The 22317-nt window shown below is 68.1% G+C and carries 27 protein-coding genes and 1 pseudogene; 9 read left to right on the top strand and 19 right to left on the bottom strand.

The features are described 5' to 3' along the window. Positions 1-116 precede the first annotated feature (116 nt). The 6 genes and pseudogenes from ACFUNE_RS05170 to ACFUNE_RS05145 form a co-directional block, all read right to left on the bottom strand. Entirely contained in the window at positions 117-1310 is a 1194-nt protein-coding gene (locus ACFUNE_RS05170) for an alcohol dehydrogenase catalytic domain-containing protein (RefSeq protein ID WP_383562379.1), read from the bottom strand. Between the two features lie 79 nt (positions 1311-1389). Then, entirely contained in the window at positions 1390-1947 is a 558-nt protein-coding gene (locus ACFUNE_RS05165) for a type 1 glutamine amidotransferase domain-containing protein (protein ID WP_383562377.1), read from the bottom strand. A gap of 171 nt (positions 1948-2118) precedes the next feature. Further along, positions 2119-2532, bottom strand: coding sequence for a heme-binding protein (locus ACFUNE_RS05160; RefSeq protein ID WP_383562375.1), 414 nt, complete (start codon positions 2530-2532; stop codon positions 2119-2121). 202 nt (positions 2533-2734) lie between these two features. After that, positions 2735-3040, bottom strand: a complete 306-nt coding sequence (locus tag ACFUNE_RS05155) for a putative quinol monooxygenase (protein WP_383562373.1) — start codon at positions 3038-3040, stop codon at positions 2735-2737. Between the two features lie 121 nt (positions 3041-3161). Beyond that, positions 3162-3377: pseudogene (locus tag ACFUNE_RS05150) on the bottom strand (alcohol dehydrogenase catalytic domain-containing protein); the annotation flags it as partial. A 570-nt stretch (positions 3378-3947) separates the two neighbouring features. Next, a complete protein-coding gene (locus tag ACFUNE_RS05145) occupies positions 3948-4211 on the bottom strand; it encodes a hypothetical protein (RefSeq protein WP_383562371.1) in 264 nt (87 codons plus the stop codon). 216 nt (positions 4212-4427) lie between these two features. Between ACFUNE_RS05145 and ACFUNE_RS05140 the strand changes: the two genes are divergently transcribed. The 4 genes from ACFUNE_RS05140 to ACFUNE_RS05125 all read left to right on the top strand — a co-directional run bounded on the left by ACFUNE_RS05140 (position 4428) and on the right by ACFUNE_RS05125 (position 6108). Then, positions 4428-4775: a DUF317 domain-containing protein gene (locus ACFUNE_RS05140; protein ID WP_383562369.1), complete on the top strand. Its 348-nt coding sequence runs from the start codon at positions 4428-4430 to the stop codon at positions 4773-4775. 100 nt (positions 4776-4875) lie between these two features. Then, positions 4876-5088: a hypothetical protein gene (locus tag ACFUNE_RS05135; protein WP_383562367.1), complete on the top strand. Its 213-nt coding sequence runs from the start codon at positions 4876-4878 to the stop codon at positions 5086-5088. 88 nt (positions 5089-5176) lie between these two features. Further along, complete coding sequence (locus ACFUNE_RS05130) at positions 5177-5506, top strand: esterase (RefSeq protein WP_383563035.1); 330 nt, start codon at positions 5177-5179, stop codon at positions 5504-5506. A gap of 386 nt (positions 5507-5892) precedes the next feature. Continuing rightward, a complete protein-coding gene (locus tag ACFUNE_RS05125; RefSeq protein ID WP_383562365.1) occupies positions 5893-6108 on the top strand; it encodes a hypothetical protein in 216 nt (71 codons plus the stop codon). 71 nt (positions 6109-6179) lie between these two features. On the opposite strand, the gene ACFUNE_RS05120 is transcribed toward ACFUNE_RS05125, so the two are convergent. The 9 genes from ACFUNE_RS05120 to ACFUNE_RS05080 form a co-directional block, all read right to left on the bottom strand. After that, on the bottom strand, positions 6180-6584 hold the full coding sequence (locus tag ACFUNE_RS05120; protein WP_383562363.1) for a hypothetical protein: 405 nt from the start codon (positions 6582-6584) through the stop codon (positions 6180-6182). 106 nt (positions 6585-6690) lie between these two features. Further along, a complete protein-coding gene (locus ACFUNE_RS05115; RefSeq protein WP_383562361.1) occupies positions 6691-8463 on the bottom strand; it encodes a relaxase/mobilization nuclease domain-containing protein in 1773 nt (590 codons plus the stop codon). Then, positions 8463-9128: a plasmid mobilization protein gene (locus ACFUNE_RS05110; protein ID WP_383562359.1), complete on the bottom strand. Its 666-nt coding sequence runs from the start codon at positions 9126-9128 to the stop codon at positions 8463-8465. The genes ACFUNE_RS05115 and ACFUNE_RS05110 overlap by 1 nt, the downstream gene beginning before the upstream one ends. Then, positions 9125-9349 carry a hypothetical protein gene (locus ACFUNE_RS05105; protein ID WP_383562357.1) on the bottom strand — a complete coding sequence of 75 codons (225 nt, stop codon included), beginning with the start codon at positions 9347-9349 and terminating at the stop codon, positions 9125-9127. Before ACFUNE_RS05105 ends, ACFUNE_RS05110 begins: the two co-directional genes overlap by 4 nt. Positions 9350-9450: 101 nt before the next feature. Then, a complete protein-coding gene (locus tag ACFUNE_RS05100; protein ID WP_383562355.1) occupies positions 9451-10518 on the bottom strand; it encodes a DUF2637 domain-containing protein in 1068 nt (355 codons plus the stop codon). Then, positions 10515-11081: a WhiB family transcriptional regulator gene (locus ACFUNE_RS05095; protein WP_383562353.1), complete on the bottom strand. Its 567-nt coding sequence runs from the start codon at positions 11079-11081 to the stop codon at positions 10515-10517. The genes ACFUNE_RS05100 and ACFUNE_RS05095 overlap by 4 nt, the downstream gene beginning before the upstream one ends. Positions 11082-11198: 117 nt before the next feature. After that, positions 11199-11903, bottom strand: a complete 705-nt coding sequence (locus tag ACFUNE_RS05090) for an ATP-binding protein (RefSeq protein ID WP_383562351.1) — start codon at positions 11901-11903, stop codon at positions 11199-11201. Continuing rightward, positions 11903-12922 (bottom strand): hypothetical protein, encoded by a 1020-nt coding sequence (locus tag ACFUNE_RS05085; protein ID WP_383562349.1) that lies wholly within the window; start codon positions 12920-12922, stop codon positions 11903-11905. The genes ACFUNE_RS05090 and ACFUNE_RS05085 overlap by 1 nt, the downstream gene beginning before the upstream one ends. 1 nt (position 12923) lies before the next feature. Continuing rightward, positions 12924-13250 carry a transcriptional regulator gene (locus tag ACFUNE_RS05080; RefSeq protein WP_383562347.1) on the bottom strand — a complete coding sequence of 109 codons (327 nt, stop codon included), beginning with the start codon at positions 13248-13250 and terminating at the stop codon, positions 12924-12926. A gap of 418 nt (positions 13251-13668) precedes the next feature. Here ACFUNE_RS05080 and ACFUNE_RS05075 point away from each other — a divergent pair, with 418 nt between their 5' ends. Continuing rightward, positions 13669-14097, top strand: coding sequence for a Secondary metabolite protein (locus tag ACFUNE_RS05075; RefSeq protein ID WP_383562345.1), 429 nt, complete (start codon positions 13669-13671; stop codon positions 14095-14097). 40 nt (positions 14098-14137) lie between these two features. Here ACFUNE_RS05075 and ACFUNE_RS05070 read toward each other — a convergent pair whose 3' ends face one another. After that, a complete protein-coding gene (locus ACFUNE_RS05070; RefSeq protein ID WP_383563032.1) occupies positions 14138-14965 on the bottom strand; it encodes a helix-turn-helix domain-containing protein in 828 nt (275 codons plus the stop codon). 354 nt (positions 14966-15319) lie between these two features. Here ACFUNE_RS05070 and ACFUNE_RS05065 point away from each other — a divergent pair, with 354 nt between their 5' ends. The 4 genes from ACFUNE_RS05065 to ACFUNE_RS05050 all read left to right on the top strand — a co-directional run bounded on the left by ACFUNE_RS05065 (position 15320) and on the right by ACFUNE_RS05050 (position 19388). Then, entirely contained in the window at positions 15320-15859 is a 540-nt protein-coding gene (locus ACFUNE_RS05065) for a regulator component (protein ID WP_383562344.1), read from the top strand. Further along, a complete protein-coding gene (locus tag ACFUNE_RS05060; protein WP_383562342.1) occupies positions 15856-17031 on the top strand; it encodes an MAB_1171c family putative transporter in 1176 nt (391 codons plus the stop codon). Before ACFUNE_RS05065 ends, ACFUNE_RS05060 begins: the two co-directional genes overlap by 4 nt. 4 nt (positions 17032-17035) lie before the next feature. After that, positions 17036-18214 carry a cytochrome P450 gene (locus ACFUNE_RS05055; RefSeq protein WP_383562340.1) on the top strand — a complete coding sequence of 393 codons (1179 nt, stop codon included), beginning with the start codon at positions 17036-17038 and terminating at the stop codon, positions 18212-18214. Between the two features lie 589 nt (positions 18215-18803). Beyond that, positions 18804-19388 (top strand): DUF4352 domain-containing protein, encoded by a 585-nt coding sequence (locus ACFUNE_RS05050; RefSeq protein ID WP_383562338.1) that lies wholly within the window; start codon positions 18804-18806, stop codon positions 19386-19388. 280 nt (positions 19389-19668) lie between these two features. Here the strand turns inward: ACFUNE_RS05050 and ACFUNE_RS05045 are convergent, their stop codons facing one another. The 3 genes from ACFUNE_RS05045 to ACFUNE_RS05035 form a co-directional block, all read right to left on the bottom strand. Next, entirely contained in the window at positions 19669-20217 is a 549-nt protein-coding gene (locus ACFUNE_RS05045; RefSeq protein ID WP_383562336.1) for a GNAT family N-acetyltransferase, read from the bottom strand. A 20-nt stretch (positions 20218-20237) separates the two neighbouring features. Beyond that, positions 20238-21587: a hypothetical protein gene (locus ACFUNE_RS05040; RefSeq protein ID WP_383562334.1), complete on the bottom strand. Its 1350-nt coding sequence runs from the start codon at positions 21585-21587 to the stop codon at positions 20238-20240. Positions 21588-22013: 426 nt separating this feature from the next. Next, positions 22014-22313, bottom strand: coding sequence for a hypothetical protein (locus tag ACFUNE_RS05035; protein ID WP_383562332.1), 300 nt, complete (start codon positions 22311-22313; stop codon positions 22014-22016). Between the last annotated feature and the right edge of the window lie 4 nt (positions 22314-22317).

Here is a 22317-nt window from a genome sequence, read left to right as displayed (position 1 = left end):
GGCGTAATGGGCAGTCCGTCGCCCGAGACGAAGCGACGGACTGCCCATTCTCACGCCTGCTCGGCGCGGCAACGTGAGAGGCGGCGAGTTAGGCGTTGTTTCTCGGATCGCGGACCTCAGGCGGGAATGAGGCCGTGGGGGTCGATGATGAACTTCTCGGACACTCCCGTGTCGAAGGTCGCGTAGGCGTCGGGGGCGTCGTCGAGGCTGATCACCTTCGTGTTGAGCATGGCGCTCAGGTAGGGCATGCGGTCCCACAGGATCGCCATCATCAGCTCGCGGTTGTAGTGCATGATCGGTGCCTGCCCGGCGGCGATCCGCGGCGATTTGATCCATGCCTTGCCGAAGTCGATCGGGTATGTGCCCTCTTGCTCGGCTTTCGACTGAGCGAGCGGGTCGGGGCCGTAGACGCCGATGACTCCGGTGGCTCCGCCCGCGCGGGTGGCGTCGATTACCTGGTTGATGGCGTGGGCCGGGTCCATGTCCTCGGCCTCGCGGCCGATGCCGTGTGCCTCGTTACCGACGTAGTCGACTGCGCAGTCGACCATGGGTTCGCCCAGGATGGCCTCGATCTGGTCGGTGAGCGCCGCGTCCTGGCTCAGGTCGATCGTCTCGCAGCCGTTCTTCTTCACCAGCTCCAGGCGGTCCTTGTGGTAGTCGCCGACGATGATGCAGGACGCCCCGAGGAGGCGCGCCGCTGCTGCGCCGCAGCGGCCGACCGGTCCGGCGCCGGCGATGTACACGGTCGAGCCCGGCTCGGCACCGGCCTCCATGAGACCGTGAAACGCGGTGGGCAGGATGTCCGAGAGCAGCGCCAGGTCACGGATCTTCGCCATGGCCTGGTCCCTGTCCGGGAAGCGCAGGAGCTGGAAGTCGGCGTAGGGGACGAACAGGTATTCGGCCTGGCCGCCGGTCCAGTCGCCCAGGTTGAAGCCGTACGCTGCGCAGGACACCTCGGGGTTCGTGGTCTCGCAGACTTCGGTCCGGCGCGCCCTGCAGTTGCGGCATCGGCCGCAGGCGACGTTGAACGGGACGGATACGAGGTCGCCCTCACTGAGGAACTCGACGTCGGGGCCGACCTCGATGACCTCCCCGGTCATCTCATGCCCCATCACCATGCCCTGGGGCACTGGGAAGGACCCGCGGTAGATGTGCAGGTCGCTCCCGCAGATGTTGGTGGCGACGATCCTGAGGATGACTCCGTGCGGAGCCTTCTTCCCGTTCGGCATCTGAAGCTTCGGGAAGTCCAGGGACTCAACGCGCATGTCTTTTGGGTTCTGGAAGGTGACGGCGCGGTTGCTGCTTGCCATGACGATCTCCTCTGCTGATCCACGGCGACTCGGCCGTGCGGGTGCCGGATGTCATTCGGTGGCTTGCGACTTCTCCCGATCAGGCGGGTTGCGCTGCGGCGGCGAAGCGTTCGATGATCGTCTTGCAGAAGGCGGGGAGGTCCTGCGGGCTGCGGCTGGAGATCAGCTGGTCGTCGATCACGACCTCCTCGTCAACGACCTCGGCGCCGGCGTTGCGCAGGTCAGTACGAATGCTGGGCCATGAGGTGAGGCGGCGACCGCGCAGCACGCCAGCCTCCGCCAGTATCCAAGGTCCGTGGCAGATGGTGGCAACGGGCTTCCCGGTCTCCACGAACTCCCTCACGAAGGCGACGGCGTCGGAGTCGGTGCGCAACTGGTCGGGGTTCATGGTGCCGCCGGGCAGCAGGAGCGCCTCGTAGTCGCCCACACGGGCGTCAGCGACCTTCTTGTCGACGGTAAAGGTTCCGGCCGGGTCGATGTCCATCTGGCGCGCGTTGATCTCGCCGGTGTGGAGGGAGAGGAGTTCGGCCTGCGCTCCAGCGCCCAGCAGTGCGCCGAGAGGCTGTTCGAGCTCGACGCGCTCAACGCCGTCCGTGGCCAGGATGGCGACCTTCCAGCCGTGCAGTTCGTTGGTCATGGTGCGTGGTTCCTTCCGGTTGTCGTCGGGGGACCGGTTCGGGTCCGCGCTGCCGCCGCTCAGCTGCCGTCAAGGTGGAGGAGGGCCTTGGTCCAACCGTCCTCGCGGTGGAGTTTCCAACGAGCGGCCTCGCTGAGGGCTCCGCTGATCACGGCATGGCGTGGCCAGTCGTCAGAATGCCGTCGCCGCAGCCTCGGCCACGGTCTGGTCCTGCTCACCGCTGCCGCCGCTGACGCCCACGGCGCCGACGATCCGGCCGCCGTGCCTCAGCGGGACACCGCCCGCGAAGATCATGACGCGTCCGTTGTTGGATGCGTTGATCCCGAAGAACTGCTCACCGGGACCCGCGTTGGCGGCCAGGTCGGCGGTACTGATGTCGAAGGCCCGGGACGTGAAGGCCTTGCTGATGGAAATGTCGACGCTCCCGATCCACGCCTCGTCCATCCGGATGTGCGCGACGAGGTTGCCACCGACATCGACGACGGCGATGTTGCTCGGCGAGCCGATCTCGTCGGCCTTGGCCTCCCCCGCAGCGACAACTCGCCGGGCGTCCTCCAGGGACACGGACTCCGTCTTGATGGTCACGGCAAGGTCCCTTCTGCTGTGGGTACGCGGTTGTCGCCTGGTGTATTCCGACCCCGCGCTCCGCCTACCGGGCCGAACCTCGCGTGCTCCGATGCGTACGGCGGGCCCACCCCATGACGACCCAATCGATCGCCGCTGCGATGATTCGGGCGCCGGCCGGGACCAGTGCGACGCGCCGGGCGTGGACCAGGCAGTCTGGTCTTCACGGGAGTTTGTGGGCGAGGACGTCGAGTTGCTCGACGGACGGCGGTTGGGCGAACAGTTCACCGGCTCGTTCCGTCAAGGCGCTGCCCAGACGGCCGGCGAGGTGGGCCTGGCGTGCGTCGTCGTGGGGGAAGGCATCGAAGATGGCGAAGGTGGACGGACTCAGGCGCACGGCGAACCAGGCGACGGTGTCGGGCTCCTCCTGCACGATGGCAAGACCGTCGCGGAGAAACGCGGCGACCTCTTCCTCCTTGCCGGGCTGGGCCTCGACCTGTACGTGCAGCGCCACGTTGATGTCAGCCATGAGGGGACTCCTTTCAGGTGCTCGGTCGCCCGGGAGCGGCCGAGCACTGCCGTGACCGGCTGGCGTCGAACAGGTCTCCTGCACGACCGCGCCGATGCCTGGCGGCGGATGAGGTATGGCTCTTGCTGACCCCCGGCCCGCCCTCCGCGACCTGCCCCAGGTTCACGTGCCCCAGCGTGCGCCCCGTCTCGAACGAGGTCCGCCCCTCATACATGTGCAGGTTTCGGAACCGCAGATGTTGGTGCTGGTGATCCGCACGATAATGTCGAAGGGGCTCGATCCTCGGGTCCGGCTTCACCGTGACTGTCCACGGTCCTCCGTACGCTGCTGCACGCATGTCGAGACCGTCCCCTCTTCTCTTCTGCTCACGTGCCCGCGCAGAAGCCGCGACCTGTCGCGGCGCGCCCGCGGCGCCAGCCTGATGACAACGCACGGCCTAAGACGCCCCACGATCGCAGCTGGGGCGGGCTCTCGCTCACCGGATGGGATCCTCGCTTGTGAAGCCGCCGAGCCATGCCCTACCAACCCTCCCACTGCGGGCCGCGCTGTCAAATCCACGGCATACGCGATGGGTGAGAATGAACCGTTGACCAGGACCGTCTTCACGCCCTGTCCCGGCATGGGTACGTGCCTGACTTCTACGAACTCGACCGGATCACCGAAGCGGCAGTCAGCCTCCGCGTCGCCCACGCGGAGAGCCGTGCGTACCTCCAGGCGATCCGGCGCGTGGTGGAGGCTCGTGAGGCATCCGCACCCGAGGTTGAGGCGCCGAGGGTTCGGCTGGCACAGGCCGCTGTCGCCCGCTCCGGGCAGACGCAGCACGCCCCGGGGGCCGTGCCCGAACCGTCCTCTCCAGCGGCTGTCATCGGGCCGTCGGCGCCCACAACGGGCCCCCGACGTTGAACGGTTAGCTCTGATTCTCGTCGCGGTGGTCCTCTTCTGCGCGGAGGCCCACCGCGCGGGCCAGCTCCTCCATCGTCAGCTCCACGCGCCGGCCTTCGGCGACCCGGCGCTCCACCGTCTCCTCGTCCGGCCACTGATCGGGCTGTGCGCCGACTCCCCACTGGCCGTCGGCGACCATCGCGATGTCGCCTACGGTCCACGGCCGCCCGGCCGCGCGGATCTTGCGCTCCAACCCGGCGCCGTCCCAGCGTCTGCTCGTCTCGGCCATCGCTGTCCCCCTTCTCTCGCCTGTGGCCCGTCACCGCAACCCATGTAGGACAACCGCGGTGGCCTGTCCATTCCCCGGTCTCCAGTCACCAGCCGACAACTCCGAGTTCGCCCACGGCAGACGTCCTTGCCGGGAAACGACTACGCACTTCGGCATGCCGCATGCCAACGTACGGGTGTCGGGAAACCGCAGCTCAACGAAGGGATCCATCCAACCGTGAGCCCCCCTTCCACCCTCCTTCCGGCCGTTATCCGACCCGCAGCGGATGCTCTCAACTGGCTCTCCGCCGACCACGGTGCGGGCCCGGTGCTCGATCTCCTGGACGCACTCGGGTGGGCGATCGTTGACACCCCCGAGGCCAACGTCCACGCGACCAGCCCCGACGGTTATGTCTACGTCGGCTGGCTCTCCGAGGACCCGTCGGCCTGGCAGCGCAACATCGTCTGGCACGTCCGGGTGCAGCCCGCCGAGGGCGACTCATGGGTCCAGGAGTTCGGTCTCCACACCCCCTCCGAGGCCGTTACCGGATTCCTCTCCGCCTTGGTCACCAACTCCTCGTGCTGACTGCCGATCAGGCTCCGCTCATACATTCACCCACGGCTCGACGACTCCCCGTCTTCGAGCCGACCAGCCTCGTAGATGTTCACCGTTCACGGAGACTCCCTTGCCCCAGTACCTGACCGTCGGCCACCTGCTCCGCCAGCTCCAGGATCTCGACCCCAACCTGCCGGTCCGTCTCGCCGTCAACCCCGACTTCCCGTTCGCCCACTTCGTGGGGGCCGAGGTCGTCATCCGCGACGGCAAGGCGTACATCTCCGATGACGGTCAGGAGGACTACCTCCCGGCGGGGGCGCGCGATGCCCTCGCCTGGGCTTGATCGCTTCTCTACCACCACGGAGGCTTCAATCTCGTCGCTCTCGCGTCCCGTGCCTCGTCTCGCGCTGCACGATGTCGCCGTGCGCCCCATGCCGGACGGCGTGCATAGCGCGCTTCTCCAGCGCATCTCCACTCGCCCCGATGGCCCCCTCGACATCACCTGGCTCGCTGCCGAAACTCCCCAACTTCCCCTCGGGCGCATCCGGCTGCGCTGGGAGCCGGCCTCGCGCAGCGGCTGGGACATCACGGCGTACCTGGGGTTGACCACGACCGAGGTGCTCCTCGGTTCCTGGCCCGCCGCCCCGGACGACTGGCCGCGCCTGGTCCGTCCGACCCTGTACGAGGTGACCGGCTTGTGCGCCGCCCTCTCTTTCGCGACCGACGCCCTCGACCTCTCCAACCGGCGCTCCGGAGTGTGACCGAGGACCGCCGAAGGCCGCCCCATGCCGCTCAGGCAGGGGCGGCCTCGTCGTGCTTCCACCTGTTCGTTCCGTACGCTCGCCCTGACGGAGGAGAACACTATGGCCGACGACCAGAGGCTCTGGGGTACCCGGAGGTCGCCGCCCACCTGGGTATCAGCGTCGGCGCGACCCGCAGCCGCAAGAGCCGGGGCAGCCTGCCCTCGCCCGACGACGACAGCGTTCCGGGCCGTCCCCGCTGGAAGCCGTCCACGTTCCAGAACTGGAGGCCGGTCGGCCGGGGATTTCGCAGCGACCTGCACAGCTCCCCCCGACAGGAGACCACGTCGACCGACTGACCGAGCGGGTGCTCGCCCGTAGGCTGCGGGCATGACACCCGACTCGCAGTGCCCTCGCCCCCGTTCCCCTCGACCGACAACGCCGTACTCGGGTTGATCGTCGGCGGAGCCATCGAGTCAGTCCGTAGCGGCGAGGCCACCGTGGAGGAGGCCATCCTGCATGCGGCGGTCCACGGCTGGTACGAGGGACACGTCCAGGGTGAAGATGAGTGCCCGGGGTGCGACTTCCGGGGTGGGCTGGCGAAGGACAGCGCACGCGGCTGAACCTCACCTGCACGCCAAGGGGCGCCACCGACATGCCGGTGGCGCCCTTCGGTATTCCGTCTGGTGCTCGCCTACTCCAGGTAGATGCCGGCGAATACGCCGTCGAACCCGAGCGCGGTCAAGCCCGCCTCGACACTCGGGTAGGTCGTCCCGTGCGGGCCGCCGATCAGGGCATCGAAGTCGGCGCGGCCGATCTCGGGCTCGAGCCATTGGTTGCCGCACCGGCAGCGGACCCAGACGTTGCGCCCGTGGTTGATGAGCAGCCAGTCGCGTCGGGCCCGGCAGGCGGAGCACATCACGGGGATGCCCCCGAGGGCGAGTTCGCGTGAGTGGCCGACGCAGCGGATTGCCCCGGGGCCGTCGGCCGACCGAGTCTCGGCCTGGAGCTGCAGCGGGGGGTCGGTACCAGTGGGGAGGACGGGCAGGGCGGGTGCCGGCTCCGTGGTGCGGGTGGTGGTTCTGAGCACGAGCGTCATCTCCCGGTTGTTGGTCCTGTCTTCATCCGTAACAGCCGGTGGAACCGGCTGTCCATACCTTTCGAGGCGTCCGCTCGGACGGTGGTCTACGTCCGGTTCGACGTGGTCAGCGACGTGGCGAGCGGCGGTTGGGGTCTTGAGCAGTCCCGAGCGGTACGGCTGCCGTCGCGTTTCGTTCACTGGTACGGCTGCTCGGCGTGGTGGCCTGGCGGGTGGCGGCCTGCGGACGACGGGCACCGTCACCCGGGTGTGCCGGGAGCTGGGCGATGCGCCGCAGGCGCCAGACCAGGACGTCGTTCACGTCGTCGGCGCTGTCGAGTTCGCGCATGTCGATGGCCTGGCGCAGGAGGGCTTCGGAGTCGTGGCCTGCCCGCTCGGCCTGGGCGAGGGTGGCGACCAAGGCGTCGGTCCTCGCTTCCGTGCCTCCTGCCCGTACGACCTTCTCGGGCAGGACGGCGCGAAGGGTGGCCTCGTGCATGAGGCGCTGGGCGTCAGGAAGGGCGCGGCCTTGGTCGTGCAGCATGCGCATCGGGGTGGCGGCGGCCTGCCGGTAGGCGGTGCGCAGGTGCGCGGCGGCTTGTCGGGAGGCGTGGGCCTGCTGGGCGTGTCCGCGGGCGGAGTGCCAGCGGGCGGCGGCGAGGGTGACGAGGACGAGGGTGGAAACGAGCATGGCGGTGGTGCCGCCGTCCTCGCCTCGGCCGAGCGCCCCGCCGGCCTGGACAATGCCTCGGGCGGCCGAGCGGAGGGCCCGGGTGTCGGCGCGTTCGGCGCGGACATGACTGCGGGTCGCCCGCTCGAAGGCGCGAGCTGCGGCGGCCAGCTCGGTGCGGGTGGTGGCCGGTGAGGTCTGGGCCACAGCGTCGAGGAGTTCTCCGACGCCGACGAGTTGGGGGGCGGCCTCGCCGTCCTCGTCGCGTTCCAGGAGCGTGGCCGAGCGCTCTGCGATGAGGGTGGCGTTGCGTCGTTGACGGGCGGGCGGTGACCAGTTCGTCCGGTCAGCGCCGACCGCGGGCGCGCTCGGCTCGGCGGCCCCGTCGGCGAGGCGTAGGCGGATCTTCGGAAGGGAGAGGTCGGGGGCCAGTTTGGAGCCGGGATACCAGACCGGGTCTCCGTCGCGGTTGCGGTCGCCGGGCAGGGCCACGTTGTAGCCGAGCGCGTCACCGGACGGAGCGTGCCGCAGCTTCACCCGTACCCCCGCCTCTCGGAGCCGCGTGAAGAACTCCTCTTCCGAGTCCGCTCCCGCCACGGCTCGACGGACGGCCTCACGGAGCGTCTCGCGCGAGGTCTCCGGGCGGCCGGTGCGCTCGGCCTTGAACTTCTCGGCGCTGCTGGGATTCTTCGCTGCGGTTCCGTCGCCGGCGTTCAGGCGCCGCAGGCCCATCTCCTTCTCGATGCGGCGGCATTCGGCCTGGGCCTTGTTGAAGTCGTAGTTCAGGCGCGGGTTGCGCAGGTCGCCGCGTACGAGGGTGGCGACGATGTGGATGTGGTCCTCCGCGTGGCGGACGGCGATCCACCGGCAGCCGTCGGGGTCTCCGGCCGGGGCGATGCCGGTGGCGTGGACGATGCGCTGGGCGACGGCGTTCCACTCCCCGTCGTCCAGCCGCCGGTCGCCGGGGGCGGTGCGGACCGAGCAGTGCCAGACGTGCTTGGCGGGTGCGCGGTCGCCGGCCTGCTTGACCCGCAGGTCCAGGGCGGCGGTGAGCCGGGCGAGGGTGATCTTCGGGTCGGGGTCGAGGCCGGTGTCGCGGCCGGGGTCGGGGGCGAAGCAGTCCCAGGAGCCGACGAGGTGTGCGTCGGTGTGCTCCTCGCGCCGTCCGGGGCCGTACAGGTAGACGAGGAGGCCGTGGGTGCGGGCGCCGCGTCCTATGTCGGGAACCATCACAGCCGCCGGGTCACCAGGTCGTTCGCCGCGTCATCGACGCGGGCGAGAAGTCCGGTCAGCGCGCCCAGCGCGTGTTCGAGTTCACCGGCGCGCGGCTGGCCACCGCTGTTGAGGACGAAGGCGATCTGGTTGATGTTGTTGCCGATCCGGGCCAGCGCGGTGCGCAGAGCGGCGAGTTCGTCGATGGCGGTGTCGAGCTGGTCGTTGCTGTGCACGGCGGCGCATCCGCGGGCGGCGCTCAGGCCGGAGACGGCGAGGAAGCGGGCGACGGTGACGCCGCGCTTGGTGGCGGCCTCGGCAATCTCGGTCTTCTCGGTGTCGGAGAGGCGGGTGGTCGTCTTGCGGGTGCGCTCGCTGGGGTTGCGGGTGCGGCGGCGCGGTTTGCGGTCGGGGTAGGCGGGCGTGCTCGGGCTCGGCTGCTCGCGGTGGTCGTCGCGGTCGGCTTCTCCCCCGGTGACCGGCGCCCCCTGGTGCCGGTTGCCCGGCTGGTCCCCGTGCGCCCTCGCTCGGGGACCAGCCGGGCTTCCCCCGCCCTCCTGGGCGGGGGTAAGTGCGTACGTCGGGCCGTAGGACCGTCGTACGCGATAGCTTGCTCCGCCAGGAGGCGTGGTGGGGACACGCTGCTGTCCGGTGGTGGTGGCCGCCAGGTCGTCGGTGGTCATCGGCTCGTCTCAGGGTCCTGCTGCTGGATTGCGCGGACGAGTCCCTCGATCCAGTCCATGGCCAGGACCGGGTGGTGCAAGGTCCAGGGCCGGTCGTGCTGCTCGCGCTGCACGATCCAGGTGGTGTCGGGGCCGGACTGGGCGCGGTGGAGGTGGCCGTGCTGGTGCAGGACGGTCAGCCAGGAGTCGACTTCGGCGGGCGTGGCCGGGTGGGTACGCATCAGGGGTTCTCCGCTTCTGCTGTGCCGGGACGTCGGGCGGGCGTAGGGAGCGGGCGACCGGCGGGGTGACCGGCTCGGTCACCCGCTCCGTGGAGGTGCGGTCAGGTCCGGGAGGAGGTGACCGGCTGGCGATGCTGCTCGCGGAGCTGGGACATCAGCGCGGTCAGGGTGTCGCTGGACAGCGGGATCTGCTGACCTCGGATCGCCTGGGCGACCACCTTGCGGGTCAGCTTGTCCTCGGCCCTGACCGCCGACCGGGCGATCTTCAGCAACTCCTCGGTGCCCAGGTCGGACCGCCGGTCACCGGCTGTCCGGGTGTCCCGGTCAGTGACCGGCGACAGGGTGACGGGCGGGGCGGTGACCGCTGGCGGGCTGTCCTGGTCACCAGCGACCGAGGCTGAGCCGTCGGGGCGGTCAGTGAACGGCCGCGCCCTGTCCGTCTGTCCCGGCAGGTCAGGGGTTCCGTGAGCCCGATCGCGGTCACCGGTGACCGGCAGGCCGCTGTCCACCGGGTTCGTGTCCCCGGTCAGTGACCGGGTGGTGATGGCCTGCTTGGTCAGCGACAGCGGCAACCTGTCAGTCGGGGCGGTGACCGACTGACCGGGCTTGACCTGACCGGCCGCCGGCTGCTGCTGACCGGCTCGGTCAGTCCGGGTGACCTCGGTGGCGTCGCCCCGATCTGTCCGACCGGGGTGGCCGGCCTGACCGAGGTTCTCCCGGTCATAGACCTTGGCCGGCCCCCGGGCGATGAGGATGTAGAGGTGGACCGCCCCGGCCAGGGCGAGCGGGGCGATGGTGGACAGCACCGCGACCACCGTGTCTCCGAGCCGGAGCCCGGTGCCGGTGGCCGCCTCTTCGTTGAGCCGGACCGCGTGGAGCGCGTTGGCCCAGATGCTGGCGGCGGTGGCCGTGCCGAAGAGCGTCCAGACGTAGAGCCGGGCGCGCAGGGGTGCCTCGCGGAGGACGAGGAGAGCCCGTACGCCGTAGGCGATGAACCCGTCGATCACCAGGGGGAAGAGGTAGGTCAGGAACCCGCGGACGTGGATGGCGCCGGCCATCTGCTGGAGGGCGTCGTACGACAGCGCGCATCCCGCGCCGCCCAGGGCGATGACGACCGCGCGATCCCATCCGGATATGTGCGCCGGCTTCGCCAGGCTCGTCGTGGTCATGCCGCCGTCCCGAAGTCGTCACGGACCAGGCGCTCGCCGCCGGCCTCGGGGAGTGAGGTGGCCGTCGTGGGCTGGTTGAGGTCTCGGTTGCGCAGGGCGCGGCGGAGTTCGCGGTAGAGTTTCTGGGCATGTTCCTCGGTGATCTTGAGGAGCCAGGCCAGGCGCTGCTCGCTCACCCCGTGGCGGTAGGCGGCATGGACGACCGCACGGCGCTCGGCCTTGGTGAGGTGGATGTCGCGTCCGTCGATCGTGTCGTTGACGCGGCTGTAGTCGAGGCGCTGGGCGATCTTCTCGTGCAGCGGTCCGCGCTCTTCCTCGGTCAGTCCGCCTCGGATGCCGTCGGTGGTGCCGCCTTCCAGCGCGGCGTCCAGGCAGGCTCGGCGGGCCGGGCACTGGCCGCACAGGGACTTGGCGGTGGCGATCTTGTCGGTCTCGTCGGGCTCGGGGAAGAAGATTTCGGGGTCCACCGGGTTGTACTCGGTGCTCTGGCAGACGGCATCGGCCTGCCAGGCGTGGTCGCCGAGCTGACGGTGGCGGGTAGGGCTGATCGTCGTGTTGGTCATGCGAGGTGCTCCGATCGCTCTCCGCGCGCAGGGGCGTCGGCGGAGAGGTGCGCTGGGTCGGTAGGTGCCCGGGGCAGGTGCTGTGGAGGCGCGGCCGGCGGGGTTGCCCGCCGCGGGTCAGGCGACGGCGCTGCGACGTCTGCGGTCAACGGCCTCGAACTCGACCCGGGTGGTCATCTGCGCGAGCCTGCTGGCGACGCGGTCGCCGAGGTGAGAGCGGAGGTCCCTGATCGCCAGGTTGGTGGTGATCAGCGTGGGGAGTTCGTAGTTGTACCGCCGGTTGATCAGCCGGTACGTCACTTCCTCGACCCACTCGCTCGCCTTGGCCGCGCCGAGGTCGTCGATGATCAGCAGCGGGCAGCGGCTGATGGCCGCCAGCTCCCGCTCGCTGTCGACCCCGGTCCGGGGGCGAAGATCGGCGTAGAGGTCGGCAGCGGTGGTCGCACGCCAGCGCACGCCGACCCCGCTCTGCACCAGCGCTCGGACCGCGCCGTACGCCTGGTGCGTCTTGCCCGCGCCCACAATCCCGGCCAACAGCAGGCTGGTCCCGGTGGTGACCTGCCGCCGGGCTCCCCGGCTGGGGGCGACGGCAGCCTCGGTGACCTGCCGGACCCAGTCCAGGACCGTGGGGTGGTCGGCGACAGCCGCCTGGTAGCGCGGGGGCATCCCGGCCAGCAGGGCGTCCAGCGGGGAGAACGGCTCGGGATCGTCGTGCGGCGCGGCGTCGGCCGGGTCGATGTTGCGCATGGCCAGGATCCGGGCCATGCGCTCCAGGGTGCCTTCGTTCCCGAGGAGCTGCGGCTCGCGGTGACGGGTGTACATCACAGCTCCTCGGCGTAGGCGGCGGAAGCGTTGGCCGGGTTGGTCCACGCCTGGTGGGCGGGCACGGTAGGCCGGATTGCCGGCCGCACCAAACCGCCGGGTCGTGCATTCATCGCCTCGTTAACCATGCTGGTCAGCACGCTCGGGTGCTTTGGGTTGGCCGCGAAGTTCGTCAGCCCGGCCCGGATGTGCTCCGGGGCGATGCCCTCGCCCAGCAGCTTCTTGGTGATGCGCCCGAGGTGCCCGATCACGTCGCTCGGGGGGCGCTCGTCGCACCCGGCGACGTACTCACCGACGAGGTCCTTGGCGGAGACGCCGATTGCGGGCGCTGGGCGCCCCGTAGGGATAAGAGATCCAGGATCCAAGATCCTAGATCCAGGCGCCGAGTCTTCGGGGAGACTTCGGAGAGGGTTCGGGGAGTCCTCGGAGAATGCCTGCTGACCTGCGCTCTTGGCTCCAGCCCGCTCGGGAGCGCTGATTGCTCCGGCGGCGGCCTCCTGCCGGTCGGCTGCGGGCTCGTCTGCGTGGTCAGGCCTCGTCGAAGTGGGCATGGCAGGCAGATCGAGGGCTCGGGGAGTCCTCCCCGAAGTCTCGGCGAGTCCTCGGGTAGTGATGGACGAGCCCTCGGCCCGCCGGGTGCAGGCGCCCTTGCACGGTGCGCACCGGTAGGCAGCCTGGTGCTGCGGACACGAGGGCAGGCGCGACTGGCTCGGCTTGTCGATCTTCTGGTGCTCGGACCAGGTCACGACATGGAGGTAGCGGCGACCGTCGCAGCCGGTGTACCGGCAGATCAGGCCGGCGTTCGCGAGCTGGTGAAGATCGTCCTCGACGTGGACCGAGGTGTGCTCGGCGCGCAGGGGCCACAGGAGCCCAGCGATGATCGCGGCGTTATCGCGGTGCCGTCCATGGTCGTCGGCCTGCGTGAGGAGGCCGAAGAAGGTCCGCTCGGCCTCGACGCTCACTTCGGCGAGCGACTCGGAGAAAAACGCCTCCGGCTTGATGGTGCGTATCCGGGCCATGTCAGCGGCTCCGACCGGCGGCGACCAGGTCACTGCAGGTGAGGACAGCGCGCTGGATGTCGAAGGTGTGCGGCCGGGTCCAGTCCGCCTCCGGCCAGACGCGCAGGATCCAGCGGGCGGCGACCGTCGCCGTCGTCCGGCTCGCCTCCAGGGCCTTCCCGCCCTCGTCCCGGATAGCGGCACGCGGGTGGGGCCACACCCCGCTCGGGTCGGTGAGGCTGACTCGGATCGTGGCCGCGCCCGGGATCATCTCTGCGAGCTGAGCAGCGAGACGGTGCTGTCGTTCGATATCCGGGCAGGCTGGGTTGACGCTTGGCGTGGCGAGCATGTGATACTCCGTTGTTCGTAGGAACGCGGTGCGGCGGTTCTCGTGCAAAAGCCCCGCCGCCCGCGAGTTGTGAACAGGTGCCCTCGGGTCCTTGAGCCGACGCTCGGGAGTTGGTAGCTCCCGGCGTCCGGCTACCCCGGCCCCGTGCGCGGTTATGTCTCCTGTGTTGGCATCGCCCTCTCCTCCTGTATGCCTCCCGGCCCCCGGTCGGGGACCAGGACCATATGGCTAGCCCTGGCACAAGTCCAGAGGCAGAACCCACCCTGAGCAGGCACGGAACACCGCACTGGATGAAGGTGCGAGTAAACGTACACCGCAATTGCGCCCGCACGTCAACTGCAATGGCCGCCACAGGGGCACCCCTGCGCAAGATCACCACTGGAGTGGATAGGGTTACGGTCATGACGAAGGGCTGGAGATGACCGAGAAGAGCTTCGCCGAGTTGCTCGACTACCTGTTCAGAGAGGTACACCCGAAGGGCCGCGGTCCGTACACGTACGCGGAGGTGTCGAAGGGCATCGCGGAAACTTCAGGCGTAGCGATCTCTGCCAGCGCCATCCAGCAGCTCCGCAAAGGGGTCAACTCGAACCCGAAGATGCAGACGATCCGAGCCCTGGCCGGTTTCTTCGGAGTGAAGCCTGGCTACTTCTTCGACGAGGAAGAGGCCACACGGCAGCGCGCGGAGATTCACGTTGTCGCAGCAATGCGCGACCACGACGTGCGACGGGTCGCACTGCGCGCCAACGGGCTCAGCGCGGCAAGTCTGAGCATGCTGAACACCGTGATCGACCAAGCTCGCCGACTAGAAGGCATGACAGACGACTCGGCACTGCTCGACGACGAATGAGGCGCATCGACTTGAGCTGGCCACATGGTGACCGGCAGAACTAGGCGTCGGAAGCCAGACCACTCTCCATCAGAACGTTCACCCGCAGCCGGTCGCTACGCATGAGGCGCAGGGCGACGATGCGGACCGAGACTTCCCGACCTCGATGGCAAGGAAGCATGAGTCTGCGCAGGTCGCCGTCGGCATGCTCGCGAACCTCACGGAGGTTCCACATCCTCCGCGCGTCAGCCGAGCGCGCGAGGATCTCGCGCTCCAAGCTCGCGAGCGCCCCGTCGTCCGGATACCGAGCACGGGCGTACCGGATTTGCCCCAGGTAAGGACGAGCCCAGCCGCGCTCCCAGTCGACGAGTTGCTCCCGGGCCTGCGGACTCAGAAACGCCCACAACATCTGGTTGCCTTGCTCCGCGGCCCAGGGGAACCACTCACGCAGCGGGTCGTTCCAGCCGATGACATTCCACGCCAGGTCCGTCACGAAGGCAGGGTTCGGAGCTTGGTTGTCCAAGAACTGTTGAAGCGTGAGGTCCATCCCTGCCGAACTCGTCGAGACGCCGGACGCCGGCGGCCGGCCGATCGCTCCCAGATAGAGCGCGCTCCGTTCGGCCTCACTCAATCCCAGGGCAGACGCCAGGCGGTCCAGGAAGTCCGCAGAGTACTCAGCCGGCTCCCCTCGCTCCAGATTGCCGTACCAACGTTCACTCACACCTGCAAGGCGCGCAAGTTCCCGCTGCGTCAACCCGGAGCGCCGCCTCGCAGTCGCGGCCTCCGAAACGGCGCGCCGAGAAACGCGCTTCCGCCAGGACCGCAGGAGCTCAGGCAGTGACTCTCCACCGGGCGTATCGGCGCCACCCAGGCCACCGGGGAGTTCCATAAGGCCAAGAATAGATCGGGCAGTTCCGTGAAACGCCTCACACGACACGATGAGACGGGACGGATTGATCATGAAGCCGTCATTCAGCGTAGCCAGACATACCAGACAGTCTCATTTTCAACCACGCTCGGAAGCGGCAAGCTGACTGTCCGCGTCGCCCAGAATACCGGCCTCCAACAGGATTCACCGAAATTCAACAAGCCCAACCGCCTTCGCCGGACCGAGCTGAAGCTTCACCATCTGTAACCGGAACTACTACTTCCGACGAGTTCGGCTTTCCAGCCGTCCTTGGCATGCTCTTTGGCGTCGCTCAGGAGCGAGACACCATACGTACCGAAGAGGACGCCGATACCCTTGCCAGCAATCGACGAGCGTCACCTGCGCGCATCATGTGAGAAGCAGATCGATCAGCTGAACCTGCCGCACCGCTTCAGTACACGCGGATTCCGAGACTCGATCGCCACCCTTCGTGGTAAGCCGATCGTCGTAAAGCCGCTCAACACGCTCGGCACCATTGATGCGCCGTGCGGCATCCGTCTGGAGACTCCCGAGATCGACTTCCTCTACTACGAGGAAGGAACCTCCGTGCATCACCAGAGGCACATCTTGACGCATGAGCTGTGCCACGTACTCCTCAACCACCCCGGAAGCCTGGAAGTTGACTCGGCCACAGCCCACACACTCGGCGTCAACCCCACGCTGGTGATGCGCATGTCGGGGCGCACAAGCTATTCGACCGACGACGAACGCGAAGCCGAGATGATGGCAACCGTCGTGCGGCAGCGCATGTATCGCGAACGTGAGTGTCCTGCACGTGCGCCAGAGAAGGGGCGCGAGAGCTGGGATGCCCTCTTCACCCAGTCGGTCAGGAAGGGCCGGTCTCGCACGCGATGAATGTGGTTTTTCTCGGGATGGCCTGCGTGCTCACTGTCGCCTCCTTGTACTGGACCTTCGGGCGTGGCACGCCTCGCCCCGCTGGCACTTGGGCGATGGGGAGTCTTCTCGCCTCATTCGCTTTGGCCTTCTCCTCCTACGCCCCCCTGTTCGCGCACACGCTGGAAACTCTCGTACCTCACGCAGCACGCCTGCTGAGCAACTCGGCGTCTCTGGCAGCCGCTACGTCAGTCCTGGCCCTCTCCTTCCAGGTGAATCTCGAATCTGCAGAAGCCCGACGACGTATTCGCATACGCATGAGGCTTCTTGCTGCGGCTATAGCCTGCATGACGGCGCTCTTTGCGGTGGAACAGTCGACAGGGCGCTCCCCGCATGTACACGCCATATATTCGCTCGTCTACATCGCGTACTTGGGCTTCGCCGTCGTCGAATTCCTTCGGCAGGTCCTCCGCCAGTCGACGGCCACGGGTAGAAGCAGCGTCAAGGTTGGCCTTCGGATCGCGGCGACCGGCTGCGCGTTCGCCATGGTCTACGTCGCTTACAAGGTGACGGGGCTCGTGTCCCTCATGTTCGGCCTGGGCCTCATACCCGTACACGGGAAATGTTCCTCGCTGGTCGCGTCGACTTGCGCCTTCAGTGTGGCGTCCCCAGCACTCGCTGTACTTCTGATCTGCCTGGGCCTCACCCTGCCCGCCGTCGTGTATCCGATCCGCGAGTCCCTGCGCCGCCGTTGGGAAAAGCGCTCATTGGAGAAGCTCGGTCCTCTCTGGCAGGACCTGTCTGCCGCAATGCCCGAGATCGTACTGCCGGCCGAAGACGTCGATGACGGTGACTTTCTCCTCCAGCGACGTGTCATTGAGATCAGCGATGGCATCCTCGCCCTCCGTGCCTACAGCTCCCGACAGGTACAGGAAGCCGCCGAGCGATCGATTGGTATCGGTACCCAGGCGGCTGCAGCGATCGTGGAGGCGACTGTCGTGAAGGGTGCGCTGACTTCCATGCGGGAGGGGCGGCGCCCCGAGGAGACAGCGGCCCTGCCAGGGGGCTTTGGAGCAGACCGACGGGACCTGCGCGCGGAGACGGAATGGCTGCTCCAAGTCACCCATGCCTACAAGAACCGTCCTCTGCCGCGTGTCGCCGATGATGGTCTGCCGTACTCGGTTGGAGCCTGACACCATGAACGACGCTTCCAAGGACAGCCAGCCTGTCCGCGACCCCTATCCCGCGTACGCGGCCATGCGGTCCGAATGCCCCGTGCAGGCTGTGGCGTCCGGATCCAGCGGACGCCACAGCTACCTGGTCACCGGATACGCGGAAGCCCGGCAAGCTCTCAGCGACGCTCGACTGTCCAAAGACACCGCCGCCTTCTTCGCTGGCAAAGACTCGAAGCGTCAGTTGCATCCCGCCGTTGCGCACACCATGCTGGCCAGTGACCCGCCTCAGCACACCAGGCTCCGCAAGCTGGTCACCGGAGCGTTCACGAGCGGCGCGGTCACCGGCCTTCGCCCCTTCATCACCGGGCTGACCGACGAACTGCTGGACCGCTGGCCCGCGGACGGGCCGGTTGACCTCGTCGCCGACCTAGCCGTCCCTCTTCCGGTCATGGTGATCTGCGAGATGCTCGGCGTGCCGGAGGGCGACCGCTCACAGGTTCAGCACTGGTCCGCCGAACTGTTCGCCGCCGGAGAACCCGCTCGCGGAGACGCCGCGTCGTACGCCGTCGCCGAATACATGACTGGCCTCATCGCGTCCAAGCGCAGTCGCCCAGGCGACTCACTCCTCGACCGCCTCATCGCCGCCCACGACGGCCAGGACCGTCTGAGCGAGGAGGAGCTGGTCTCCTTGGCCGTGCTCCTGCTCGTCGCCGGCCATGAGACGACCACCAACTTCCTCGGCAACGCCGCCCTGGCCCTGCTGCAGCACCCGACCGAGCTGGAACGTCTACGCAGCAACCCAGAAGCCATCCCGCAGGCACTGGACGAGCTGCTCCGCTTCGACGCACCGGTCAGCACCTCCACCTTCCGGTTCACCACGGAAGCCATCACCCTGGGCGGGACCGACATCCCCGCGGGCGTCCCCGTCCTCGTCGCCCTCGGAGCCGCCAACCGCGACCCGAGGCGCTTCCCGGCGCCGGACCGGCTCGACCTGGACCGGGACGCGACCGGCCATCTCAGCTTCGGCCACGGCATCCACCGCTGCGTCGGCGCACCTCTGGCCAAGGCTGAAGCGCACACCGCCCTGCGCGCGGTTCTGAATCGCTTCCCCAACATCCGACTCGCCGTGCCTGCTGAACGACTGGAGTGGCGGCCCACCCGGCTCATCCGCGGGCTGGATTCTCTTCCCGTCCTGCTCTGAGATCCGCCATCATGATGAGGTGAGGTCGGTAATCCGGCACTGCCGAGGTCGGCTGCTGGCCTCGAGAAACGCGGTCATATGACGGCGTGGGCGAACGTGCCAGGGCGAGCGGCCCCCAAGCACGCAGAAGTCCGTCGGCCGGTCGCAGATGCCGTGCTCGAGCAGGCCAATCAGCAGCAAACAACGTCCTGCGAGTGGAGGATGAACCACAAACTCCGCGGATTAGGCCGGCGACGTCGCGCCCAGACCATGGACTTGGACGCGCTACGGCTCCTGTCCCGGCATCTCGACTCAGCGGATTCGGCCGCTCCCGGGCGTCACAGCGGCGTTGTGCACAGCCTGCTCACTTCGCTCCGGATCGACGGAGAGACGAGAGCAGCCACCAGGGCGTCTGTGCATCACCCCGCCCCCAGCGCTGGACGGTGCGCGAGCGGCCAGAAGGCTCGGCCTCGACCAAGACACCCCGCGCGATATCGTTCACCACGTCGTTAGATCACCCTCGACGGACGGAGCACCCTTCACATTCCTCTCACACCATGCGCACCTACATGCCACACTGCTCCTTCCACAGCACATCCCTGGGGGGACCATGCACACCCGCACCATCACCGCGGCCACCATCGCTGCGGCGTTCATGCTCACCCTCACAGCGTGCAGCAGCGACAACGGCGCCACTGTCACGAAGAGCGACTCCAAGCCCGAATCCGCCACCACCACGAGTAGCACCGCCCCGGAACCCAAGCAGCAGACCACCTTCACCATGGGCGAGACCGCAGACATCAATGACAGGCCCAACGACATCACCTTCAGCGCCGCCGTCATCGCCTACGCCCAGCCGGTGAAGGGGCCACAGCCTCCAGGCGACGAGCTGGGCGGCGACGTCTGGGCCACCGCAGAAATCAAGGTCTGCAACACCGGCGCGATGACGTTCACCGTCAGCCAGTTCCCCTGGTCCCTCGCATACGAAGACGGCACCCGTGTAGAGGTCACCGGTCTCAACGGTGGCGACCTGCCCAAGCCCGAGTTCCCTACAGACGACGTCTCGGTCAAGCCAGACCGATGCGTGCGAGGGAAGATTCCGTTCCCAGTGCAGAGCAGTGCGAGGCCTCAGTACATCGTCTACGCCCCTGACGCGATAGACGAGCCGCTGGAATGGGCCGTGCCCGCCGCCTAGCAGGGATGGCACCCCGACCTAGCTGGCCGACCGTCAGGCGGGCAACGACTGCAATTCTTGATCGGGGTGGGGCTGTGGCTTTCCGGCCGGATCACGATGTTGAGTTCGGCAGCCAGGTCGAGAACCAGCTCCGGATTCACCTCGATCTGCCCGAAGTACGGTGCCATTAGCCCACATCTCAGGTCGTCGGCGAGCCGCAGCCTGCGATTGTTGCGGGCAGAGCTGTGAGAGAGGCCGGGGCGGCGTGGCCCACCGCTCCCGGCCCATTCGCATTGCGCAGTTACGCGGTGGCCCAGTCGTCCTCAACGATCGCGTGCACCACCGAGTCGCGCCACACTCCGGCTCTCTCGATGTGCTGCCGGATGATGCCCTCCTCCACCATGCCCGCCTTCGCCATGGTCCTCGCCGACGCCTCGTTCAGAGGCGATCGTGCTCCCCAAATGCGGTGAAGCTTCAGGTCCTCGAAGCCGAGGCCGAGGAGGAGGCGCACCGATTCGACGCCGTACCCGAATCCCCAGACCTTGGCGTTCAGCGCGAAGCCGAAGGTGGCGCCGCGGGGCTGGTGAGGATCTGTGGCTATGCGGCCGAACCCGATCAGTTCGTCGCTGTGGCTCTCGACGATCGCGAGGGCGTACTCACTGCGGGGCGATGCGCTGGCCGAGGCTACGGAGCGAGCGACGATCTGACCTACCTGTGCTCGCGTCCGCGGCTCGAACGACATGTGTTTCGTCGTCTCGCGGTCTCCGTAGATCGCGAGAATGGCGTCTACGTCATCGATGGTGAGTTCGCGAAGTTCCAGGCGCTCGCTGGAACGGCTGATCGGGTACATGCAGGGACTGTATCCCGGGCCTACCGAGGCAGGGCGGGGCGAGAGGGCTCAAACATGCCGATCTCGGTGCGCAGGTCGCCTGCCAGCGCTGTGGCGCCCATCGAGTTGCGGCCGAGCGCGTCCCTCACCCGCTCGGCGGACCTGACGATGCCGTTGTTCCTCATGCCCGGGGCCAGGTCGAGGACAGGCCGGATTGCCGCTGCCGCACCGTCCAGGTCCTCGGCGTGCAGCCGGACGAGAGCCAGGTTGCACTGCGAGCCGGCGAGATCGCCGAAGGCCCAGTGCGACTGCTCCTGATCGCTGAAGCCGCGGACTGCCTCCTCCGCGCGCGCAGCGAGTTGGGTGTCGCCGTGGCCGAGGAGCACCTCGGACTCGACTACGTAGTAGAGCTGCTTCAGCTCCGGGTAGGTGAGCAGGCCTCCCAGCGCGTCCAGGTCATCGGGCACCACCAGTTCGCGAAGCGACTCTGCCCTCTGGTTGGCTGCGCGTACGGCTCCTTCGTCGCCGAGGAGCGCTGCGGCGCGGGCCTCGAGTCCGGGGAGCCAGACGCTGACCGTGCCCCTCTGGTTGGGGGCGTAGGTCGCCCCCTGGCGTGCGTAGTGCAGGGCGTCGTCGGGCCGGCCCGCCCAGTAGGAGATGAGGGACTTGAGCCCGTCAACGACGGCCATCAGGCCCGTGTGCTCTGCCTCCTTCGCGCAGAACGCGGCGACGCGGGTCTGCTGCAGAGCAACCTTGGACTCACCCATGTCGTGGGAGCCCTTCGCCATCAGGAAGGTGAGCACTGTAGCCATGAAGTGCAGTTGCCTGAGCTGGGACGGGCGGGCTCGTCCGCCTTCGAGGATCCGGAAGGTGTCCTCCTGTGCGTTGGCCAGGTCCTCCCAGATCTCTGACAGGGGGATGCGGGGGTACAGCTCCACGATCCGGGCGACCTCGTCCTGGAGGAAGCCGAGAGCTTCGTCGCCGACCTGGTTGCGTTCCGCACCCAGGGCGAAATCCATTGCGCGTCGTGCTGCCATTACGCCCGTCCTTTTCATCTCGTGCATGGCCAAGCCGGGTTCGGCCGGACCTTCTGCGCGTGACGTGCCGAACAGTGAGGGGAGCTCGGGCACCGTGCCGGCCTCAACTTCAGTCCAGAGCTGGTCGATGCTGTAGCCCAGGAGCCGCACCAGCACCCTCCGGGCATCTCGCTGGGGTCTGCGGGTGCCGTAGTACCAGCCCTCGAAGGTCGCCTTTGCCGGGGCGAGAGTCGCGATGGCCGGGTTCCCTTCGAACTCGGCCAGCTCGCGTGCAGCCTTCTTGAAGTAGGGCAGAAACGCTGCGAGGTCGCGGAGCTCACGTTGGTCGAGCAGGTACCGGAGCAGCGTTGGCATGGTCTCCCTCATCTCCTGCACGTTCTGCATGTCACTGGCGTCGACGGTAGAGCCCCGCCCCCAGGAAGTTGCCCTTGAACCAACGTACTTAGCGGCACCGAGGTAAGTCCGAGGAAAGTACGAGGTTCGGCGTCAACTTGCGTCTGCGTTCCGAGGGAGAGACGGGGCTAGGTCTGGAAGGCGGGCGTCGTCAGGCTCGTACTTGCCCTTGCTGACAGTGCCGGTACGAACCATTCGCGTAATCAGGGAGTCCCTGTGTCCATCGAGACCGCACGGCCGCCAGTGCACCCGGACGGTGCGGCGGAGCCTCGCTTACCGCTCGGCCGCCGGCCGACGCCTTCGTCGGATCCCTTGCCGAGCTCGCCAGTCGATCGTGAGTGGAGCAGGGTGTTCCAGCTTGAGCCCGGTGCCGCACAACTGGCGCGCTTACACGCCCGGACCAGGCTGACGATGCTCCGATGGCCGGGGAACCGCGAGTCCGCTACGCAGGTCGTCGGCATCCTCGTCGGCAATGCCGTCAAGCATGCCGACCCGGGCGCGCAGCATGATGACCGGCTCCTGCGGCTGAGGCTCGCCATCACGGAAGATCACGCCCTTCTGATCGATGTCGAGGACCCTCTCCCCGAGTTCCGTCACTTTGAGCGGGCGCAGGCCGGCGAGCTCGGCTGTGGTCTCTGGACGGTGCGCCGTCTTGGGGGTGCTCTTTCCTGGCACCTGTGCGAGCACGGTG

Origin of the sequence: Streptomyces sp. NPDC057287, from assembly GCF_042667905.1 — a bacterium.
Taxonomy (GTDB): domain Bacteria; phylum Actinomycetota; class Actinomycetes; order Streptomycetales; family Streptomycetaceae; genus Streptomyces.
The sequence above is the reverse complement of the archived record's forward strand: the minus strand, read 5'-3'. Positions and strand labels throughout refer to the sequence as shown.

What these genes read in the sequence shown, in the direction of transcription:
- ACFUNE_RS05075 (WP_383562345.1), top strand. Translation starts at nt 13,669, where the DNA reads ATGACCGAGAAGAGCTTCGCCGAGTTGCTCGACTACCTGTTCAGAGAG.
- ACFUNE_RS05165 (WP_383562377.1), bottom strand. Translation starts at nt 1,947, where the DNA reads ATGACCAACGAACTGCACGGCTGGAAGGTCGCCATCCTGGCCACGGAC.
- ACFUNE_RS05060 (WP_383562342.1), top strand. Translation starts at nt 15,856, where the DNA reads ATGAATGTGGTTTTTCTCGGGATGGCCTGCGTGCTCACTGTCGCCTCC.
- ACFUNE_RS05055 (WP_383562340.1), top strand. Translation starts at nt 17,036, where the DNA reads ATGAACGACGCTTCCAAGGACAGCCAGCCTGTCCGCGACCCCTATCCC.
- ACFUNE_RS05115 (WP_383562361.1), bottom strand. Translation starts at nt 8,463, where the DNA reads ATGGTTCCCGACATAGGACGCGGCGCCCGCACCCACGGCCTCCTCGTC.
- ACFUNE_RS05090 (WP_383562351.1), bottom strand. Translation starts at nt 11,903, where the DNA reads ATGTACACCCGTCACCGCGAGCCGCAGCTCCTCGGGAACGAAGGCACC.
- ACFUNE_RS05085 (WP_383562349.1), bottom strand. Translation starts at nt 12,922, where the DNA reads ATGGCCCGGATACGCACCATCAAGCCGGAGGCGTTTTTCTCCGAGTCG.
- ACFUNE_RS05145 (WP_383562371.1), bottom strand. Translation starts at nt 4,211, where the DNA reads ATGGCCGAGACGAGCAGACGCTGGGACGGCGCCGGGTTGGAGCGCAAG.
- ACFUNE_RS05130 (WP_383563035.1), top strand. Translation starts at nt 5,177, where the DNA reads ATGCCGGACGGCGTGCATAGCGCGCTTCTCCAGCGCATCTCCACTCGC.
- ACFUNE_RS05110 (WP_383562359.1), bottom strand. Translation starts at nt 9,128, where the DNA reads ATGACCACCGACGACCTGGCGGCCACCACCACCGGACAGCAGCGTGTC.
- ACFUNE_RS05070 (WP_383563032.1), bottom strand. Translation starts at nt 14,965, where the DNA reads ATGGAACTCCCCGGTGGCCTGGGTGGCGCCGATACGCCCGGTGGAGAG.
- ACFUNE_RS05080 (WP_383562347.1), bottom strand. Translation starts at nt 13,250, where the DNA reads ATGCTCGCCACGCCAAGCGTCAACCCAGCCTGCCCGGATATCGAACGA.
- ACFUNE_RS05045 (WP_383562336.1), bottom strand. Translation starts at nt 20,217, where the DNA reads ATGTACCCGATCAGCCGTTCCAGCGAGCGCCTGGAACTTCGCGAACTC.
- ACFUNE_RS05100 (WP_383562355.1), bottom strand. Translation starts at nt 10,518, where the DNA reads ATGACCACGACGAGCCTGGCGAAGCCGGCGCACATATCCGGATGGGAT.
- ACFUNE_RS05120 (WP_383562363.1), bottom strand. Translation starts at nt 6,584, where the DNA reads ATGACGCTCGTGCTCAGAACCACCACCCGCACCACGGAGCCGGCACCC.
- ACFUNE_RS05050 (WP_383562338.1), top strand. Translation starts at nt 18,804, where the DNA reads ATGCACACCCGCACCATCACCGCGGCCACCATCGCTGCGGCGTTCATG.
- ACFUNE_RS05155 (WP_383562373.1), bottom strand. Translation starts at nt 3,040, where the DNA reads ATGGCTGACATCAACGTGGCGCTGCACGTACAGGTCGAGGCCCAGCCC.
- ACFUNE_RS05040 (WP_383562334.1), bottom strand. Translation starts at nt 21,587, where the DNA reads ATGCCAACGCTGCTCCGGTACCTGCTCGACCAACGTGAGCTCCGCGAC.
- ACFUNE_RS05095 (WP_383562353.1), bottom strand. Translation starts at nt 11,081, where the DNA reads ATGACCAACACGACGATCAGCCCTACCCGCCACCGTCAGCTCGGCGAC.
- ACFUNE_RS05105 (WP_383562357.1), bottom strand. Translation starts at nt 9,349, where the DNA reads ATGCGTACCCACCCGGCCACGCCCGCCGAAGTCGACTCCTGGCTGACC.
- ACFUNE_RS05170 (WP_383562379.1), bottom strand. Translation starts at nt 1,310, where the DNA reads ATGGCAAGCAGCAACCGCGCCGTCACCTTCCAGAACCCAAAAGACATG.